General features: G+C 30.6%; 15 protein-coding genes. 12 read left to right on the top strand and 3 right to left on the bottom strand.

Annotation, left to right across the window (positions count from 1 at the left end; genetic code table 11):
- Positions 1 to 49 precede the first annotated feature (49 nt).
- The 6 genes from purH (at position 50) to CCO88_RS05330 (ending at position 6543) form a co-directional block, all read left to right on the top strand.
- Positions 50 to 1582, top strand: coding sequence for a bifunctional phosphoribosylaminoimidazolecarboxamide formyltransferase/IMP cyclohydrolase (purH, locus tag CCO88_RS05355; protein WP_002809964.1), 1533 nt, complete (start codon positions 50 to 52; stop codon positions 1580 to 1582).
- Positions 1583 to 1676: 94 nt separating this feature from the next.
- Entirely contained in the window at positions 1677 to 3269 is a 1593-nt protein-coding gene (locus tag CCO88_RS05350) for a methyl-accepting chemotaxis protein (RefSeq protein ID WP_002793730.1), read from the top strand.
- 9 nt (positions 3270 to 3278) lie between these two features.
- On the top strand, positions 3279 to 3716 hold the full coding sequence (locus CCO88_RS05345; protein WP_002776884.1) for an META domain-containing protein: 438 nt from the start codon (positions 3279 to 3281) through the stop codon (positions 3714 to 3716).
- Between the two features lie 96 nt (positions 3717 to 3812).
- On the top strand, positions 3813 to 4790 hold the full coding sequence (locus CCO88_RS05340; RefSeq protein WP_002839656.1) for an agmatine deiminase family protein: 978 nt from the start codon (positions 3813 to 3815) through the stop codon (positions 4788 to 4790).
- Entirely contained in the window at positions 4787 to 5674 is an 888-nt protein-coding gene (locus CCO88_RS05335) for a cation diffusion facilitator family transporter (RefSeq protein ID WP_002784760.1), read from the top strand. The genes CCO88_RS05340 and CCO88_RS05335 overlap by 4 nt, the downstream gene beginning before the upstream one ends.
- On the top strand, positions 5671 to 6543 hold the full coding sequence (locus CCO88_RS05330; protein WP_002839655.1) for an N-carbamoylputrescine amidohydrolase: 873 nt from the start codon (positions 5671 to 5673) through the stop codon (positions 6541 to 6543). Before CCO88_RS05335 ends, CCO88_RS05330 begins: the two co-directional genes overlap by 4 nt.
- Positions 6544 to 6579: 36 nt before the next feature.
- On the opposite strand, the gene CCO88_RS05325 is transcribed toward CCO88_RS05330, so the two are convergent.
- Positions 6580 to 7944, bottom strand: a complete 1365-nt coding sequence (locus CCO88_RS05325; RefSeq protein WP_002804805.1) for an SH3 domain-containing C40 family peptidase — start codon at positions 7942 to 7944, stop codon at positions 6580 to 6582.
- A gap of 48 nt (positions 7945 to 7992) precedes the next feature.
- Between CCO88_RS05325 and CCO88_RS05320 the strand changes: the two genes are divergently transcribed.
- Positions 7993 to 9336 carry an ATP-dependent DNA helicase gene (locus tag CCO88_RS05320; RefSeq protein ID WP_002818812.1) on the top strand — a complete coding sequence of 448 codons (1344 nt, stop codon included), beginning with the start codon at positions 7993 to 7995 and terminating at the stop codon, positions 9334 to 9336.
- A gap of 10 nt (positions 9337 to 9346) precedes the next feature.
- Positions 9347 to 10045, top strand: a complete 699-nt coding sequence (locus tag CCO88_RS05315) for a hypothetical protein (protein ID WP_002776904.1) — start codon at positions 9347 to 9349, stop codon at positions 10043 to 10045.
- A 2-nt stretch (positions 10046 to 10047) separates the two neighbouring features.
- On the opposite strand, the gene lolA is transcribed toward CCO88_RS05315, so the two are convergent.
- Positions 10048 to 10557 carry a LolA-like outer membrane lipoprotein chaperone gene (gene lolA, locus CCO88_RS05310; protein ID WP_002799757.1) on the bottom strand — a complete coding sequence of 170 codons (510 nt, stop codon included), beginning with the start codon at positions 10555 to 10557 and terminating at the stop codon, positions 10048 to 10050.
- A 108-nt stretch (positions 10558 to 10665) separates the two neighbouring features.
- On the opposite strand from lolA, the gene secA reads away from it, so the two are divergent.
- From secA to CCO88_RS05295, 3 genes are read left to right on the top strand one after another with little or no spacing between them, the layout of a single operon-like run.
- The gene (gene secA / locus CCO88_RS05305) at positions 10666 to 13254 is read left to right on the top strand and encodes a preprotein translocase subunit SecA (RefSeq protein WP_002807185.1); all 2589 of its coding nucleotides are present in this window, start codon (positions 10666 to 10668) and stop codon (positions 13252 to 13254) included.
- Complete coding sequence (locus tag CCO88_RS05300; RefSeq protein ID WP_002786181.1) at positions 13251 to 14456, top strand: ABC transporter permease; 1206 nt, start codon at positions 13251 to 13253, stop codon at positions 14454 to 14456. Before secA ends, CCO88_RS05300 begins: the two co-directional genes overlap by 4 nt.
- Positions 14457 to 14465: 9 nt before the next feature.
- Positions 14466 to 15584 (top strand): inner membrane CreD family protein, encoded by a 1119-nt coding sequence (locus tag CCO88_RS05295; protein WP_002786179.1) that lies wholly within the window; start codon positions 14466 to 14468, stop codon positions 15582 to 15584.
- A gap of 8 nt (positions 15585 to 15592) precedes the next feature.
- Here CCO88_RS05295 and CCO88_RS05290 read toward each other — a convergent pair whose 3' ends face one another.
- The gene (locus CCO88_RS05290) at positions 15593 to 15970 is read right to left on the bottom strand and encodes a hypothetical protein (protein WP_002776914.1); all 378 of its coding nucleotides are present in this window, start codon (positions 15968 to 15970) and stop codon (positions 15593 to 15595) included.
- Positions 15971 to 16093: 123 nt separating this feature from the next.
- On the opposite strand from CCO88_RS05290, the gene CCO88_RS05285 reads away from it, so the two are divergent.
- On the top strand, positions 16094 to 16879 hold the full coding sequence (locus tag CCO88_RS05285) for an amino acid ABC transporter permease (RefSeq protein WP_002776916.1): 786 nt from the start codon (positions 16094 to 16096) through the stop codon (positions 16877 to 16879).
- The last annotated feature ends 85 nt before the right edge of the window (positions 16880 to 16964 follow it).

Below are 16964 nucleotides of genomic sequence, written 5' to 3'. Positions count from 1 at the left end.
TTAAATTTATAAAAATATTTCAAACGAAATTTAAAAAAAAGGAGTGAATATGAGAGCGTTATTAAGTGTGAGCGATAAAGAAGGTATAGTAGAATTTGGAAAAGAACTTGAAAATCTAGGTTTTGAGCTACTTTCAACGGGCGGTACTTTTAAGCTTTTAAAAGAAAATGGAGTAAAGGTTGTAGAAGTAAGTGAATTTACAAAAAGTCCTGAGCTTTTTGAAGGGCGCGTAAAAACTTTGCATCCAAAAATTCACGGCGGAATTTTACATAAAAGAAGCGATGAAAGTCATATCAAGCAAGCAAAAGAAAATGGAATTTTAGGCATTGATTTAGTTTGTGTAAATTTATATCCTTTTAAAAAAACCACTATAATGAGCGATGATTTTGATGAAATTATCGAAAATATCGATATAGGCGGCCCTGCGATGATAAGAAGTGCGGCTAAAAATTATAAAGATGTGATGGTGCTTTGCGATCCGCTTGATTATGAAAAGACGATTGAAGCTTTAAAAAAGGGTGAAAATGATGAGAAATTTCGCCTAAATTTGATGATAAAAGCTTATGAGCATACGGCAAATTATGATGCTTATATTGCAAATTATATGAATGAAAGATTTAATAGGGGGTTTGGAGCGAGTAAATTCATAGTAGGTCAAAAAGTTTTTGATACAAAATATGGCGAAAATCCACATCAAAAAGGAGCTTTGTATGAATTTGATGCCTTTTTTAGTACCAATTTTAAGGCTCTAAAAGGCGAGGCAAGTTTTAACAATCTTACTGATATTAACGCAGCTTTAAATTTAGCAAGTAGTTTTGATAAGGCTCCTGCTATTGCTATCGTAAAACATGGCAATCCTTGCGGTTTTGCGATAAAAGAAAATTTAGTACAAAGCTATATACATGCTTTAAAATGCGATAGTATAAGTGCTTATGGAGGAGTGGTTGCTGTAAATGGAACCCTTGATGAGGCTTTAGCAAATAAGATCAATGAAATTTATGTAGAAGTGATTATCGCAGCAAATGTAGATGAAAAAGCTTTGGCTGTATTTGAGGGTAAAAAGCGTATTAAAATCTTTACTCAAGAAAGTCCTTATTTGATTAGAAGTTTTGATAGCTATGATTTTAAACATATTGATGGGGGCTTTGTATATCAAAATAGCGATGAAGTGGGTGAAGACGAGCTTAAAAATGCCAAGCTTGTAAGCCAAAGAGAAGCAAGTCAAGTAGAAATTCAAGATCTTGAGATTGCTATGAAAGTTGCAGCTCTTACAAAATCAAACAATGTTGTTTATGTAAAAAATGGCGCTATGGTAGCCATAGGAATGGGTATGACAAGTAGAATCGATGCAGCAAAGGCAGCGATCGCTAAAGCTAAAGAAATGGGGCTTGATTTGCAAGGTTGCGTTTTAGCTAGTGAAGCCTTTTTTCCTTTCAGAGATAGCATAGACGAAGCAAGTAAAGTAGGGGTTAAAGCCATAGTAGAACCAGGTGGAAGCATAAGAGATGATGAAGTGATACAAGCAGCAAATGAGTATGGTATAGCGCTTTATTTTACAGGAGTGAGACATTTTTTACATTAATTGAGTGTGTTAAAATAAGATATAATTTATATTATTTAAATAATTTTAAACAAAAATAAAGTAAAATAAAATAAATTTTTAAAGAAAGAAAAAAATGTTTAGAACTATAGGTTTTAAAGTTTCTGCGGCGATTTTTGTTGTTTTGGTGTTGAGTTTTATTGCTATGCAATTGATTTTAAATTTAGACTTTAAAAATACCGCAGATAAGATGAGTAAATCTAATTTAAATACCGTTAGTTCTTCTGTCTTTCAAACCATGAGAATGGCTATGAATTTAGGTGATCCTGAAAAAATTCAAGAAGCTATTGAAGATGCTAAAACGATAGAAGGTATTAGTGATATTAAAATTTACCCTTCGAAAGAAACCATAGAACTTTTTGAGATTAAAAACCCTAAAATTTCACAAGAAAAGCTCATTATAGATCAATTTACACAGCCTAATTTAATTTCTTTAGAGCAAAAGCTTGATAATATTAATCACCTAAGGCTTATTCGTCCTTTGATCGCAGATGAGAGTTGTATAGCTTGTCATGCCAATGCAAATTTGGGTAGTGTTTTGGGTGTTATGGATGTATATCATTCTTTAGAAAACATAGAAAAAGATATTGCAAAAACGAGTAGATCTTATATAGTGATTTTTACTATAGCTTTAATTTTTACGCTTGTAGTGGTACTTTTTGTGCTTAAAATGGTTGTAGGAAATCCTATTATGGAACTTTTAAGCCATGCCAAAGAATTAGCACAAGGAAGTGGGAATTTAAGAGCTAGGATAAGGGTTAAAGGGCGTGATGAAATCGCTAAAGCATGCGAGTATATTAACCAATTTATAGAGAAAACTCAAAAAACAGTAAGCAGTGCAAGTCTTAACTCCAAAAATGTAGAAAAACAAAGCATACTTTTAAATTCTAATGCTATAGAGCTTAATGAAATTTCAACTTCTAGTCATCAAAAGATAGATTCTAGTTTTAAGCTAGGCGTTGATATAGGGGCGGATTTGGATGAAATATCTAATCTTTCTAGCGATGCAAATAAAGCAAATGATAAATCTTATCAGCTCTTAGATCAGATGATACACTCACTTCTTGAAATTGATAAAAAAGTAAGTGATTTAGTGCAAAATGAAAACAACTTGGCACTAAAAATTGAAAATATGGTCAAATATGCACAAAATATACAAAAAGCTACACAAATGATGGGCGAAATAGCAGACAAAACCAATCTTTTATCTTTAAATGCAGGTATAGAATCTGCTAGAGCGGGTAGTTATGGTAAAGGTTTTTCTGTCATTGCTGAAGATATTAGAGCTTTGGCTAATAATAGTGAGGAATTTTTACACAATGTAGAGCTTATAATTAAAGAACTCCTAGAGAGCATACAAGAGGTTACTAAGGAACTTAAGGAAAATTCTCATAGTATTTTTTCACTCAATGAAAATACCCATTTGCTTGCAAGTAGTGCAAACGAAGTAAAACTTTGCAATCAAAATTCTAAAAATCTTGTGACCCAATGCACTCAGAGGATTAAAATTTCGCAAGAAAATATTCAAAATTTGCTTATACATATGCGAGAAAATGTTGAAGCAAGCGGTAAAAATGAGGAAATCTCTAAAATTCTACTTCAAGTGGCAGATGAGTTAAAAATAGTGTGTCATAATTTAGAAAGTGAATTGAGTCAATTTCAAATTTAAAGGAAAAATATGAAAAAAACTTTGCAAATTGTTTTAGCTGCAGCTTTTTTTGCTGGTTGTGCTAGCACTTCTGTAAATTCAAAGTCAACTTCTAAAATCAGCAATGAATTTATGCAAAATCAGCTTTTTGAAATAGATAAAATCGTAGTTAATGGTAAAACCTTTGATCCTAAAAATGCTGAAGAAAACCCAAATATCAGTTTTGAAAATAATAAATTTTATGGTTATGCAGGATGTAATCGTTTCTTTGGTTCTTATCAAAGTAATGAAAATACTTTAGAAATTCAAGGAGATCGTGTCGCTTCAACTCAAATGCTTTGCCATCCTTTGGATGTTATGGAATTTGAAAATGCTTTTCTTTCAAATTTTAAAGGAAGTTTTACAATTTCAAATAAAAATGGCAAATTAATCCTTAACAACGGCGAGATGGAAATATTCTTTAAATAACATGCCACACTCCTTAGTTAGGAGTGTTTTTCTTCGACTTGACAAAAAACTAAAAAATGATACAATTATAATTTTATTATCAAAAAAGGTAGTTAAATGATAAAATCAATTCCCGAATGGAGTGAGCAAGAATATTTAATGCTTTCTTTACCTCATGAAAAGAGCGATTGGAAGCCTTATTTAGGAGAGATTATACAGGCTTATAAGGATTTTGTTAAAGCAGCAAGTGAATTTCAAAAGGTTTTACTTATCGCTCCTAGTAAAAGCGACTTTGCTCCATTTGAAAATATAGCAAATGTAGAATTTTTTGTATGTGATACTAATGATACATGGATACGCGATTTTGGTGCTATTGATATTTTAGAAGACAATCGTTTAAAAGCTCTTGATTTTACTTTTAATGCTTGGGGAAATAAATTTCAAAGCGAGCTAGATAATGAAGTAAATTCTAAACTTTTTAAAGAAAAATTTAATGAAAAGCTTATAAAAATCGATTTTATTTTAGAGGGTGGAAGTATTGATTTTAATGGCGAAGGCGTAATGCTTACAAGCTCCAATTGTCTTTTAAATGAAAACAGAAATTCTCATTTAGACAAAAGCCAAATTGAAGTAAAATTAAAAGAAATTTTTGGCTTAAAACAAATTATTTGGCTAGAAAATGGTTTTATAAAAGGTGATGATACAGATCATCATATCGATACTTTAGCAAGATTTATCGATAAAAATACTATAGCGCATTCTATTTGCGAAGATGAAAAAGATGAGCATTATATACCCTTGCAAAAGATGAAAAAAGAACTTGAAGCCACAGGGTTTAATTTAGTAGAGCTACCCTTGCCAAAGCCTTTGTATTATGAAGAAAGAAGACTTGGAGCCACTTATGCAAATTTTGTTTTTGTAAATGATGCCTTGATTATGCCTTTTTATAAGGATGAAAATGATGAAATCATAAGGCAAAGATTGGTTAAGGCTTTACCTAAACGCAAGATTATAGGCGTAGATGCAAGAGTGTTTTTACGCCAAAATGGCTCTTTACACTGCTCTTGTCAAAACCGCTTCAAGGGTCTAAGATGAATTTACAAAAAAAGGCAACGCTTATAGCAAGTTTATGCGCTATAGTATTGGCTTTGATTAAATTTGTAGTGGGTATAACAAGCGGTTCAGTAGCTGTACTTTCAAGTGCGATTGATTCTTTGATGGACTTTGCAATATCGGCTTTTAACTTTTTAGCCTTAAAAAAAAGTTCTCAAAAAGCAAACGAAAATTATAATTTTGGTTTTTCTAAAATCGAAGCTTTAATGGGACTTTTAGAAGGTGTTTTCATCGTATCAGTAGGGATTTTTATTTTTTATGAAAGTATTTTAAAAATTTATTATAAAGAAGAAATTATTAATTTAAATGCAAGTATTTATGTAATGATTTTTGCTTTAATACTTACTTTTCTACTTGTACTTTTTTTAAATTATGTGGTTAAAAAAACTAAAAGCTTAATTATAGAAAGTGATGCTTTACATTATAAAACAGATTGCTTGACTAATGCTTTTACTTTAGCAGCTTTGGTTTTGATTTATTTTACAAATTTGCATATTATTGATGCGATTTTTGGCATAGTCGTGAGTCTTTATACTGCATTTTCTGCTTTTAAAATTATCAAAAAAGCTTTAGCTTTTTTAATGGATGAGGCTTTGCCTAAGGAGCAGGTTAATCAAATTTGCGCTTTAATATCTAGTAATCCTGAAGTGATTTCTTATCATGAGTTAAAAACGCGTAAAACTCCAAATTGCAATTATTTAAGCGTTCATTTGGTGTTTTGTCCTATAATTTCGCTTTTAAGCGCACATAAAGTTTCAGATGAGATAGAAAATGGTGTGCGTGAAATGTTTAATGGGGAAAAATGGGATATACAAATTCACCTAGATCCTTATGATGATGAAGAACAAGAAAGGCAAAGACAATGAAAATTGCACTAATTCAACAAAAATTTCATTTTACTAAAGAAAAAACCATAGAAAAAACTTGCGAATTTATCGAACAAGCCGCCAAGCAAGGAGCCGAGCTTGTTTGCTTGGGAGAGCTTCATCAAAGCGAGTATTTTTGCCAAAGTGAAAATGTAGATTTTTTTGATTTGGCAAATGATTATGAAAAAGATGTGCAGTTTTGGTTGAGTATAGCAAAGAAGCACGGTGTAGTTTTACTTACTTCACTTTTTGAAAAAAGAAGCGCGGGGCTTTATCATAATACTGCTGTAGTTTTTGAAAAAGACGGAAGTATAGCAGGAAAATATCGCAAGATGCATATACCTGATGATCCTTGTTTTTATGAAAAATTCTATTTTACCCCAGGTGATTTGGGTTTTGAGCCTATAAATACAAGTTTAGGAAAGCTTGGAGTGCTTGTTTGTTGGGATCAGTGGTATCCTGAAGCAGCTAGACTTATGGCTTTAAAAGGAGCTCAAATTCTGATTTATCCTACTGCTATTGGTTGGTTTGACAAGGATGAAAAAGAAGAAAAACAAAGGCAACTTGGCGCTTGGCTAGGGGTTCAAAAAGGACATGCTATTGCTAATGGTTTATATACTATAGCAGTCAATAGAGTGGGTTTTGAAGAGGATAAAAGTGGTGTAGAAGAGGGGATAAGATTTTGGGGAAATTCTTTTGTTTTTGGACCACAAGGTGAAGAAATTTGTATTTTAGATAGTGAAAATGAATGCATAAAGCTTGTCGATATTGACTTACAAAGAAGTGAAAATGTGCGTCGTTGGTGGCCTTTTTTACGCGATAGACGCATAGAGTATTTTGGTGATTTATCGAAAAGATTTATTGATTAAAAATTTAAAAAGCTCTTTAATAAGGGCTTTTTAAAATTAGTCCGCTTTGTTTTTTAGCTTTTCTAAATAATTTGTAATTTGTTCTTTTTCTTCTTTACTCAAATAAATAAAACTTACCTCTTTAAGTCTTGAAAGCAATAAATTTTCTTTTGAAATTTCATCTTTTCCAATTTCTAAGCTAGTAATAACACTCGAGCTTATAAGCAGTCTTTGGGTTTCGTCTTTTCTTAATCCCCATATATTGTGCACAGCGACATTTTTATCTGAAATTTTTCCTGCATAAAGCATTATGTGACCAGGCAAATAGAGTAAATTTAAATAAGCTTTTCCAAAACGATCTAAGAAATCTTTTTTTTGAGAATTATCAAGAGTGTTTATATCAAAATGCGTAAAAGAATTTTTTTGCGCAGCTGAATTTCTTGGCAAATAAAGCCCAAAAGCTGAAAAGACATCACGAGTAAGTAAAGAGCAATCTCTTTCAAAATTATAACCGCCCCAGCCATAAGGCAAATTTAAAACTTCAGAAATTTGATTTTTTAAATTTTCATCATTGAAGTTTAGAGGAAAATTACTTGCATTATCTTTAGATATCTTGTATTTTTTAGGGCCTATTTTTCCGTAAAAATAATTCTTATCTTCCTTATAATAAGGATAAAGCGCTCCGATTCTGCTTTCAAAGAAAAAATTTCCATCCTCATCTAAAATAGCTAGTTTTTCTTTTAGGGGTGTAAGAAAGTTAAGCTTTTCATAAATTTGCGCTCTATTGTTAGAGAAAAATTCCAAATCTTTGCTTTCTATAAAACCCACCCCTGCTTCGCTTAATACAAAAGCATAACGCTTATCCTTGCTAAAATGCGAAACTAAAATAGGAGTACCCGCATTTAAAATACTATCGCTTGCATAATCAAAAGGAATTCCTTCATTTTCAAGAAAAGGATTTTTTAAAATCGCTCTTTGCGTAGGGATATTTTTAATAAGGGTGTTTTGTATTACTAAAGCTTTTTTATCAAACTTGCCTAGCTCTTTAGTGTTTGCATTATCTATAGTTTTTTCAAACCATGATAAAGGAATTACTTGCTTGTTAAAGAAATAATAAGTATTTTTAGGATTTGTATATAAAGAAAATGACCAAAAAAGATTTTGATTTTTTAAAGTTTTAAAAGAGCTGTGCCATGGGCTAAAAAAAAGTTGTTTGTATTTTTGAGAATCAAAATTTATATTTTGATTCATTTTGGATAAAATGCTGATATTTTGATCAAATTCGAGTTTTGCATAGTGTGAGTCTTGCTGATCTTTAAAATTTAAAATAGTTTGAGATAGGGCTGGACTTAATTTTGTTTCTTTTATAGAACAAGCGGTAAAAAATAGTGCTGTAAGACAAGGATATAGCCAAATTTTCATAATCAACCTTTTACAAAAAGTAGTTATAATTAAAGCCAAGGAAATATAATGCTTGATAAACTAGAGAAATTTTTAGTCTATGATAATGTTTTTTTAAGTGGTGGCGCAGGCGTTGGGAAAAGTTTTTTAACCAATGAACTCATACGCTCTTACAAAAGACAAGGCAAGGTCGTTATAGCTCTTGGTTCTAGCGCACTTTCAGCATTTAATATAGCAGGGGTAACCTTGCATAGTTTTTTTTGTTTGGGTTATTGTCAAGATATGGATACGCTTAGCGTTTTTGATCGCAATCAAAAACAAAGAGAGAAGATTTTAAAGTTAAAAGAAAATCTTAAAAAAATTGATTTAATCATCATCGATGAAATTTCTATGGTAAGTGCTGATATTTTTGAGATGATAGGTTTTAGATTGAAAAATTCGCAATTTGATGGTAAAATTTTAGTTGTGGGTGATTTTTTTCAATTACCGCCCGTGATTAAAGAGAAAAAAGAAAATCTTTTTTTAAATTCTACCTATGCTTTTTCTTCCTTTTTTTGGAAAGAATTAAAATTTAAAAATATCAAATTAACTCAACCAAAAAGAACGCATAATTTAGAATTTTATGGAAATTTATCCTTGATTAGGCAAGGATTTTTAGATGATAAAATTTTAAATTTTTTTGAAAATTTATATATCAATACAAAAGAATTAGAAGAATTAGATGATGATTATACCTTGCTTTGTAGTATAAATAAAAAGGTAAATGCTGTCAATGATGATAGATTAAGCAAGCTTGAAAGTCCGCTTGTTTGTTTTAAAGCTGAAATTTGCAAAGAATCTAAAGATATAGATGAGCACAAAATTCAAACTTGGATAAAAAGTTTAAATATTTTAGACGAGCTTAAACTCAAAATAGGCGCACGCGTTATTTTTTGTGTAAATAATTGGGATAAGGGATATTATAATGGCGAGCAAGGCATCATCGAAAGTATCACTTATGAAGAGGATAAGACTTATATTGGTATCATGAAAAACAATGGTATTAAAATTATGCTTGAACCCTATGTATTTTTTATGGAAGAGCTTGAGCAAAATAATAATGAAATGTTTATCAATGTACTTGCAAGCGTAAGTCAATTTCCTATCAAACTAGCTTATGCTATTACCATACATAAATCACAGGGTATGAGTATAGAAAAATTAGTATGCGATATTGATCATATTTTTGAAAACGGACAACTTTATGTGGCTTTATCGCGTGCTATAAATCCTGCTACTCTTAAAATTTATTTTACAAAAAGAATAAATTTTAAAGCCTATTTTGCTAGTATTTTAAAATTTGATATAAGTGTGAGAGAATTTTATCAAAATAATGATTTTTTAGATCTTGAATTGGAAAATAATATCATTTAAAAGGATGAGAATGAAAAAAATATTTTTACTTGCTTTTTTATCTTTAAGCCTTAATGCACAAAGTTTAGAGCTTGATAAAATAAGAACAGATTTATACTCAAAAAGCGGAGCAAATGTACTTAAAAAAATTGAAATTTCTTTAGAATTTGAAGGCGAGAAATTAAAAGAAAATGAAAACAAGCTTACAGATGCGGTAAATACCGTGATTTCTGGATTTTTTTATGAAGATATTTTTACAGAGCTTGGAAAAAATAATTTTAAAAAAACTTTAGAAAAATTTATAGATAAAAAATACAAAATTAAAATCAACGAGATTTATATCTTATCTCTAAGCGGAGTAGAAAAATTTGATTTAGAAGAATTTAAGCGTTTCTTGGCAAGTACTGAAGCTAAGGAAAAAAATGTAGGTAGCGAAGTTAAAAAAGCTCTTGATAATTTAGAACTTCCTCAAACTCCCGCGGTTCCAAATATTTCCAATATAGAAACTCCACAAATAGATCAACTTTTTCAAGATGATAATACACAAAATCAATATGACAATGGAGAAATCGATATCAATACTCTTAATATCCCTAAAATGACTTCAGATATAGAAGAGAAGATAAAGCGAGATTTGATTGCAAATCCACCGCAAATTTTTAAAGAAAATAATAGCTCTGAAGAAAAAGGCTTTGAGTTGAATTTGGATACAAATTCAACAATGCCTTAATCTTAGCGAACCATATCGTAATAATTAGGAAATTTGGGTTTAAAAACTTCAGGATTGATAGTAGGATTTTTGATTTGATGGTTTAGAGTGATTAAAATATCGTTTTCAAATTCATCCTTATAAGCAATACTTTGAATTTCATTATCTTTGAGCGTGATGGTATAATTTATATTTTCATATTTTGCGATCAGTTGATTGTCATTTAAATGCTTTGCTTTTTTAAAAATTTCATTAAGGTTAGGGATGTTATCAAGATGTGAAAAAACAACTTGTTCTAAATCATGTTCTACTAAGATGATTTGATTTTTATTGATATATATTTCTTTTTTGCTTGGAGTGTCATAGCTCCAATAAGCTTGTTCTTGACTTAAGATAAAATGTCCTGAGTATGAAAGGGTTGAATCTTTTGATTTTACTGATTGCGTGAAATTGCTAGAATAGGTGTTAAAATTAAGATCAATAGCTAAAATATGACTTAAAAAAAAGAAAAATAAACAAAATATTTTTTTCATATACTTACCTTCTAAATTTATTTTGGAATTTTTACAACATTCTAGCTAATTTTAATTAAATAATCGTTATAATCATAGCTTGAAAAAAATATCAAAAGAGGTTTAAAAATGTTTTTAAATACCTTAAAAGCCGTATTTGGGACAAAAAATGATCGTGAGGTAAAAAAATATCTTAAACGAGTAGCACAAATAAATGCTCTTGAGAGTAAATATCAAAATTTAAGTGATGATGAATTAAAGGCTGAATTTGGAAAATTTAAAGAGCAAATTCTAAGTGGAGAAAAAAAAGAAAGTGATATTTTAAATGATGTTTTTGCCATAGTTAGAGAAGTGGGAAAAAGAACTTTAAATATGCGCCATTTTGATGTGCAATTAATCGGCGGTATGGTTTTGCACGATGGAAAAATCGCAGAAATGAAAACAGGGGAGGGTAAAACTCTTGTAGCAACCCTACCTGTTGTGCTAAATGCTATGAGTGGAAAAGGCGTGCATGTGGTTACGGTCAATGATTATTTGGCTAAAAGAGATGCGGAACAAATGAGTGCGATTTATAATTTTTTAGGCTTTAGCGTAGGCGTGATTCTTTCATCTCAAAATAGTGATTTAGAACATAAAAAAGCCTATGATTGTGATATTACTTATGGGACAAATAATGAATTTGGTTTTGATTATTTGCGTGATAATATGAAATTTTCAAAGGCCGAAAAGGTACAAAGAGAACATCATTTTGTTATTGTGGATGAAGTAGATAGTATTTTAATCGATGAAGCAAGAACTCCACTTATCATCAGTGGCCCTACAAATCGTACTTTAGATGGTTATATCAAGGCAAATGAAGTAGCCAAGCAAATGCAAAGAGGTGAGGCGGTTTTACCTCCTGCTAAACCTGAGGGTGATTTTATAGTGGATGAAAAAAATCGTAATATCTTAATCACAGAAGCAGGAATTGCCAAAGCTGAAAAATTATTTGGTGTGGAAAATTTATACAGTCTTGATAATGCTATCTTGGCTCATCAGCTTGATCAAGCTTTAAAGGCACACAATCTTTTTGAAAAAGATGTGCATTATGTTCTAAGAAATAACGAAGTAATCATCGTTGATGAATTTACGGGTCGTTTAAGCGAGGGTCGCCGATTTAGCGAAGGACTTCATCAAGCTTTAGAGGCTAAGGAAAATGTAAAAATTCAAGAAGAAAGCCAGACTTTAGCTGATATTACATTTCAAAACTATTTTAGAATGTATGAAAAATTAGCCGGTATGACAGGAACGGCACAAACAGAAGCAACTGAATTTTCCCAAATTTACAGCTTAGATGTTGTTTCTATACCTACAAATATCCCTATCAAAAGACAGGATAAGGATGATTTGATTTATAAAACTCAAAATGAAAAATTTAAAGCTGTAATCGAAGAAATCAAAAAAGCAAACGCTAAAGGACAACCTGTACTTGTAGGAACTGCGAGCATTGAAAGAAGTGAAGTTTTTCACAATATGCTTGTAAAAGAAAAAATTCCTCATCATGTTTTAAATGCTAAAAATCACGAGCAAGAAGCTTTAATTATTCAAGATGCGGGAAAAAAAGGTGCAGTGACTATCGCTACAAATATGGCAGGTCGTGGCGTGGATATAAAAATCGATGATGAGATAAGAGCTTTGGGTGGACTTTATATCATCGGTACAGAAAGACATGAAAGCCGCCGTATTGATAATCAACTTCGTGGTCGTGCAGGAAGGCAGGGTGATCCAGGTATTAGCCGTTTTTATTTGAGTTTGGAAGATAATCTTTTAAGAATTTTTGGTGGTGATCGTATCAAAAATATTATGGAGCGCTTGGGAATACAAGAGGGCGAGCATATAGAATCAAGGATTGTAACAAGAGCAGTTGAAAATGCGCAAAAAAAGGTTGAAAGCTTACATTTTGAAAGTAGAAAACATTTGCTTGAGTATGATGATGTGGCCAATGAACAAAGAAAGACCATCTATCGTTACCGCAATGAACTTTTAGATGAAGAATACGATATTAAAACTAAAATTTCACAAAATATTGCAGAATATAGTGCTTATGTCATGAATGATTTTATGATTGAAGAAAGTGGAGTGGATTTAAATTTTGAAAATTTAAAAGCTAAAATTTTGGATGAATGTTCCATTGAACTTAAACAAAGTGATTTTGAAAATCTTAGTTTGATTGAAATGCAAGAAAAACTAAGCGAAATACTAGAAAAATCATACGATGAAAAAATGTCAAAATTGGATTCTAAACAGCTTCATCACATAGAGCGCATTTTATATTTGCAAGTTTTAGACAATGCTTGGCGTGAGCATTTATATCAAATGGATATTTTAAAAACAGGTATAGGACTTCGCGGATATAATCAAAAAGATCCTTTAGTAGAATACAAAAAAGAAAGTTATAATCTTTTTTTAGAGCTTGTTAATCGTATCAAATTTGATAGCATCAAATTGCTTTTTAGTGTGAAATTTAACCAAGAAGAAGCACAAAATTTAGAAGAAAAAGCAAATCAAGAAAATGAAGCTTTATTTGAAAAATCAGTGGAAATGGGTGCTAGTGAGGATAATTTAGGCGAGGCTGAATTTAAAAAAGTTCCACGCAATGCTCCTTGCCCTTGCGGAAGCGGTAAAAAATTTAAAGAATGCCATGGAAAAAGTGGGCCTAAACAAGGAATTTTAGCTTGAAAAAAAGCGTTTTAAAATATCTACTTTTTAAATACTTAAGATTTGATAAAGAGCAACCCTTTATCAATCTCTCTATGCTTTTAGCTTTTTTAGGAGTTTGTGTAGGACTTTGTGTTTTACTTGTGGCAATGGCTATCATGAATGGCTTTGATAAAGAATTTGAAAAGCGTTTTTTTGTGATGAATTATCCTATTACCATAGTGCCAAAATTTTATTCTCCTATGAATGATGATTTGGTAACAGAGCTTAAAAGAGAATTTCCTCATTTGCTTTTTAGTCCGTATATTAGCACTCAAGTTGTAGCAAAAGCAGACAATCGCTTTGAAGGAGGTGTCCTTTTTGGCGTGAATTTCAACGATGAAGTTAAGATCAATGAAGTGGTAGCTAAAGCTTTAAAAGATGAGAATTTAAGCGGCTTTGATATACTTGTGGGTTCGGTGCTTGCAGATGAACTTAATTTACATAAAAACGACAAACTTTCACTTATCTTTTCAAATCTTAGCCCCAGTGGATTTTCTTTGGTTCCACAAGCTAAACGCTTTAATGTGAAAGCGCGTTTTACTTCAGGGCTTATATTTTATGATAAAGCTTATATGTATACGGATGTAAACGCACTTCGAAAAGTACTTGGTATTAGCAATCAACAAAGTTATGATGGCGTACATGTTTATAGCGAAAATGCATTTAAGGATGTAGAAAAACTTAAATCCTACCTAAAGAGTGATTATGCTGTTGTAGGCTGGTGGGAACAAAATCAAAACTTCTTTTCTGCTCTTAAGCTTGAAAAAAGAGCGCTTTTTATTGTTTTGATGCTTATTATCTTGGTGGCAAGCTTAAATATAGTGAGTTCTTTACTGATGATAGTAATGAATCGTCGCACCGAAATCGCACTTTTACTTGCTTTAGGTGCTAGTAAATTAGAAGTTAAGAAAAGCTTTTTTGCCTTAGGCATGCTAATAGGTGGTGGCGGTATGATCATAGGAATCATACTCGCATTTTTTGCTTTGTGGCTTTTAGGAAATTTTGATATTGTCACCTTACCCGCAGATGTTTATGGTACGAGCAAATTACCGCTTGATTTATCTGTGATGGATTTTTCTTTAACCTTGGTGGGTGCTTTGATAATCATTGCTTTATCTTCTTATTATCCTGCTAAAAAAGCAACACAAATCAATGTTTTAGATACTTTAAGAAACGAATAGGGAAAAAAGATGGAGCAAAAATTTGACGAAAATAAATTCATGCAAGAGTATGCTAGAAATCAAAGATTAAAATCTCTTACTTTAAAAGGTGTTTTGATTTTTATTATAAGCATAGTTTTACTTATTCCTTTATTGATGTTAAAAACCTTAGTAGAAGATAGAAAATATAATGCACAAAATGTTATTTCATTGATGGGAAAAGCTTGGGGTAGTGATGAGTTTTATACGCCAAGTTTAAATGAAAAAATTTTGCCTAATAAATTAGAGCTTTGGGTGGATTTAAAATATCAAGAACGCATTAAGGGTATTTATAAAATTCCGCTTTATACTGCTTTCGTGGATTTTAATGCAAGTTTTAATATGGAAAATTTAAGCAATTTTGATGAAAATTCTATCCAATTTTCAAATGGAAATTTAAAAGATTTACAATTTAATATCTTAAAAGATGTTTTATGGGTAAGTGGAACTTTACAATTAAAAGGTTATGGCTCTTTTGATGCTAATATGCAAGCTAAAGAAAATATCATACATATAAACTCAAATGCTACAAACCCTTCCTTTGAATATGCTTTGCCAAATGATTATTCTATCGATAAAAAGGGCTTTGGTGCTTTTTATGAATTTCAAAATAGCATCTCAAATGATAGGGTGGAGAAAAGAAGATTGAGTGTTGAGTTTTATCAAGGGGTGGATGAGTATCGCTTGATCGATCGTATGATAAAATATGGGTATTTGTTTATTATTTTAACTTTCTTGGTGTTGTTTTTATGCGAGCTTGCTTCAAAGAAAAATGTTATTTTACTTCAATACGCGATTTTAGGAGCAAGTTTGATAGTATTTTACCTTATGCTTTTAAGTTTTAGCGAGCGCATAGGATTTAATTTTGCTTATCTTTTTTCAAGCTTGGCTATAATTATACCTTTATCGCTTTACACTTTAAGCATCATGGGGCAAAAGCGTTTTGCTATAGTAATGGCTACGATTTTATTTATTTTATATTTATGTTTGTTTATTATGTTAAAGCAAGATGAATATGCATTATTGATAGGAACCTTTATAGCTATGTTTGGAATTTATGCAGCTATGTATTTTACTAGAAATTTAAATAAAGATTATCATCAAGGATGATTTTTTTCTTAATGATAATCTTGTATTAGACTTTTTAAAATCACTCCATCAAGTCTTAATTCATAAGCTTTTTCAAGCTTATGTAAATTTTCTACTAGGAGTAAAATTTTGCTATCAAAGAGATAAAATTCCGCTACTTCAGAAGCAAAACGAGCTAAATTTTCATCATCAAAAAGTAAAAATTTAGCCCCTAAAGCATTGCTTAGAAAAATTTCATTTTTATCTTGTATCAAAACAGCAAAATCCAAATTTTCATTTTTTGCATTTTGGATGATTTCTTCATTATACAAAAAGCAAGAAATTTGATCTTTTTTTAGTTTTTTGCTTTCATCAATAAAGCAAAAATTTGAATTTTGTGTTAATAAATAGTGTCCTAAAATCAGCATTTTAGTTTCCTTATTTTGTTTTTATAATCATAGTTAAGTTTAACTTATAAAAAATTTTAAAATTAGAGCTTAATTAAATTTAATTAGACTTTGGCTAAAATATCTACAATAAAAGGAGAAAACTTGTCTTTATTTATACAAAAATGTAAAAATTTTAAATTTCAAGCACCACTTTCTAAAAAAACGATATTTTTTAATTCTTTGGTTTTAATTTTTATTTTAAGCTTATTTTTTTATTTTAGCTTTAGTGTGAGTGCTTATCATTTCAATTTTGTTTCTTTACTAGAATATAAAAATAAAATTATCTATGGTTTTTTTCAAACCCTATCTGTTAGTTTTTTTGCTTTAATATGCAGTATATTTTTGGGGATTGTAATTTGCTTTTTTTCTTTAAGTAAGATTATTATTTTGAGATTTTTTGCTACTTTATATGTGGAGCTTATACGAGGAACCCCCTTGCTTGTGCAAGTGCTTTTAGTTTTTTATATCATTGCAAATAGCTTAGGATTTGATGATCGCTACATCGTAGGGATATTTATCCTTTCCATGTTTTCAGCAGCTTATTTATCTGAAATTTTTAGAGCAGGGATTTTAAGTGTACCTATCATTCAAATAGAAAGCGCTAGGGCTTTAGGACTTAGCGAAAGGCAAATTTTTTTATACATCATTTTTCCTCAAGCTATTAAAAATATTTTAGCTCCTATTAGTGGGCAACTTGCTAACCTTATCAAAGACAGTTCTTTATTAAGCGTGATTGCACTTAATGAGCTTACCCAAAGTATACAAGAAGTGAATTCATATATCTTTGCAACCTTGGAAGGATATATCGTTTTAGCTTTTGCATATCTTATCTTAACCTTACCTATAGGTGTATTTTCACGCTATTTAGAAAGAAAATATCAAAAATAAGCTAAATTTCCTTGACAAATCGATATATATTTTGGCATAATCACATTTTCATTTAAAAAATGTCTCGTTAGCTCAGCCGGTAGAG

Source organism: Campylobacter coli LMG 9860 (assembly GCF_000254135.1).
GTDB classification, from domain to species: domain Bacteria; phylum Campylobacterota; class Campylobacteria; order Campylobacterales; family Campylobacteraceae; genus Campylobacter_D; species Campylobacter_D coli.
This window is presented reverse-complemented; position numbering and strand designations above follow the sequence as displayed.

Bases quoted from the DNA above. Each gene is read 5' to 3' on its own strand.
- purH (WP_002809964.1), top strand. From the start codon at position 50: ATGAGAGCGTTATTAAGTGTGAGCGATAAAGAAGGTATAGTAGAATTT.
- CCO88_RS05350 (WP_002793730.1), top strand. From the start codon at position 1,677: ATGTTTAGAACTATAGGTTTTAAAGTTTCTGCGGCGATTTTTGTTGTT.
- CCO88_RS05345 (WP_002776884.1), top strand. From the start codon at position 3,279: ATGAAAAAAACTTTGCAAATTGTTTTAGCTGCAGCTTTTTTTGCTGGT.
- CCO88_RS05340 (WP_002839656.1), top strand. From the start codon at position 3,813: ATGATAAAATCAATTCCCGAATGGAGTGAGCAAGAATATTTAATGCTT.
- CCO88_RS05335 (WP_002784760.1), top strand. From the start codon at position 4,787: ATGAATTTACAAAAAAAGGCAACGCTTATAGCAAGTTTATGCGCTATA.
- CCO88_RS05330 (WP_002839655.1), top strand. From the start codon at position 5,671: ATGAAAATTGCACTAATTCAACAAAAATTTCATTTTACTAAAGAAAAA.
- CCO88_RS05325 (WP_002804805.1), bottom strand. From the start codon at position 7,944: ATGAAAATTTGGCTATATCCTTGTCTTACAGCACTATTTTTTACCGCT.
- CCO88_RS05320 (WP_002818812.1), top strand. From the start codon at position 7,993: ATGCTTGATAAACTAGAGAAATTTTTAGTCTATGATAATGTTTTTTTA.
- CCO88_RS05315 (WP_002776904.1), top strand. From the start codon at position 9,347: ATGAAAAAAATATTTTTACTTGCTTTTTTATCTTTAAGCCTTAATGCA.
- lolA (WP_002799757.1), bottom strand. From the start codon at position 10,557: ATGAAAAAAATATTTTGTTTATTTTTCTTTTTTTTAAGTCATATTTTA.
- secA (WP_002807185.1), top strand. From the start codon at position 10,666: ATGTTTTTAAATACCTTAAAAGCCGTATTTGGGACAAAAAATGATCGT.
- CCO88_RS05295 (WP_002786179.1), top strand. From the start codon at position 14,466: ATGGAGCAAAAATTTGACGAAAATAAATTCATGCAAGAGTATGCTAGA.
- CCO88_RS05290 (WP_002776914.1), bottom strand. From the start codon at position 15,970: ATGCTGATTTTAGGACACTATTTATTAACACAAAATTCAAATTTTTGC.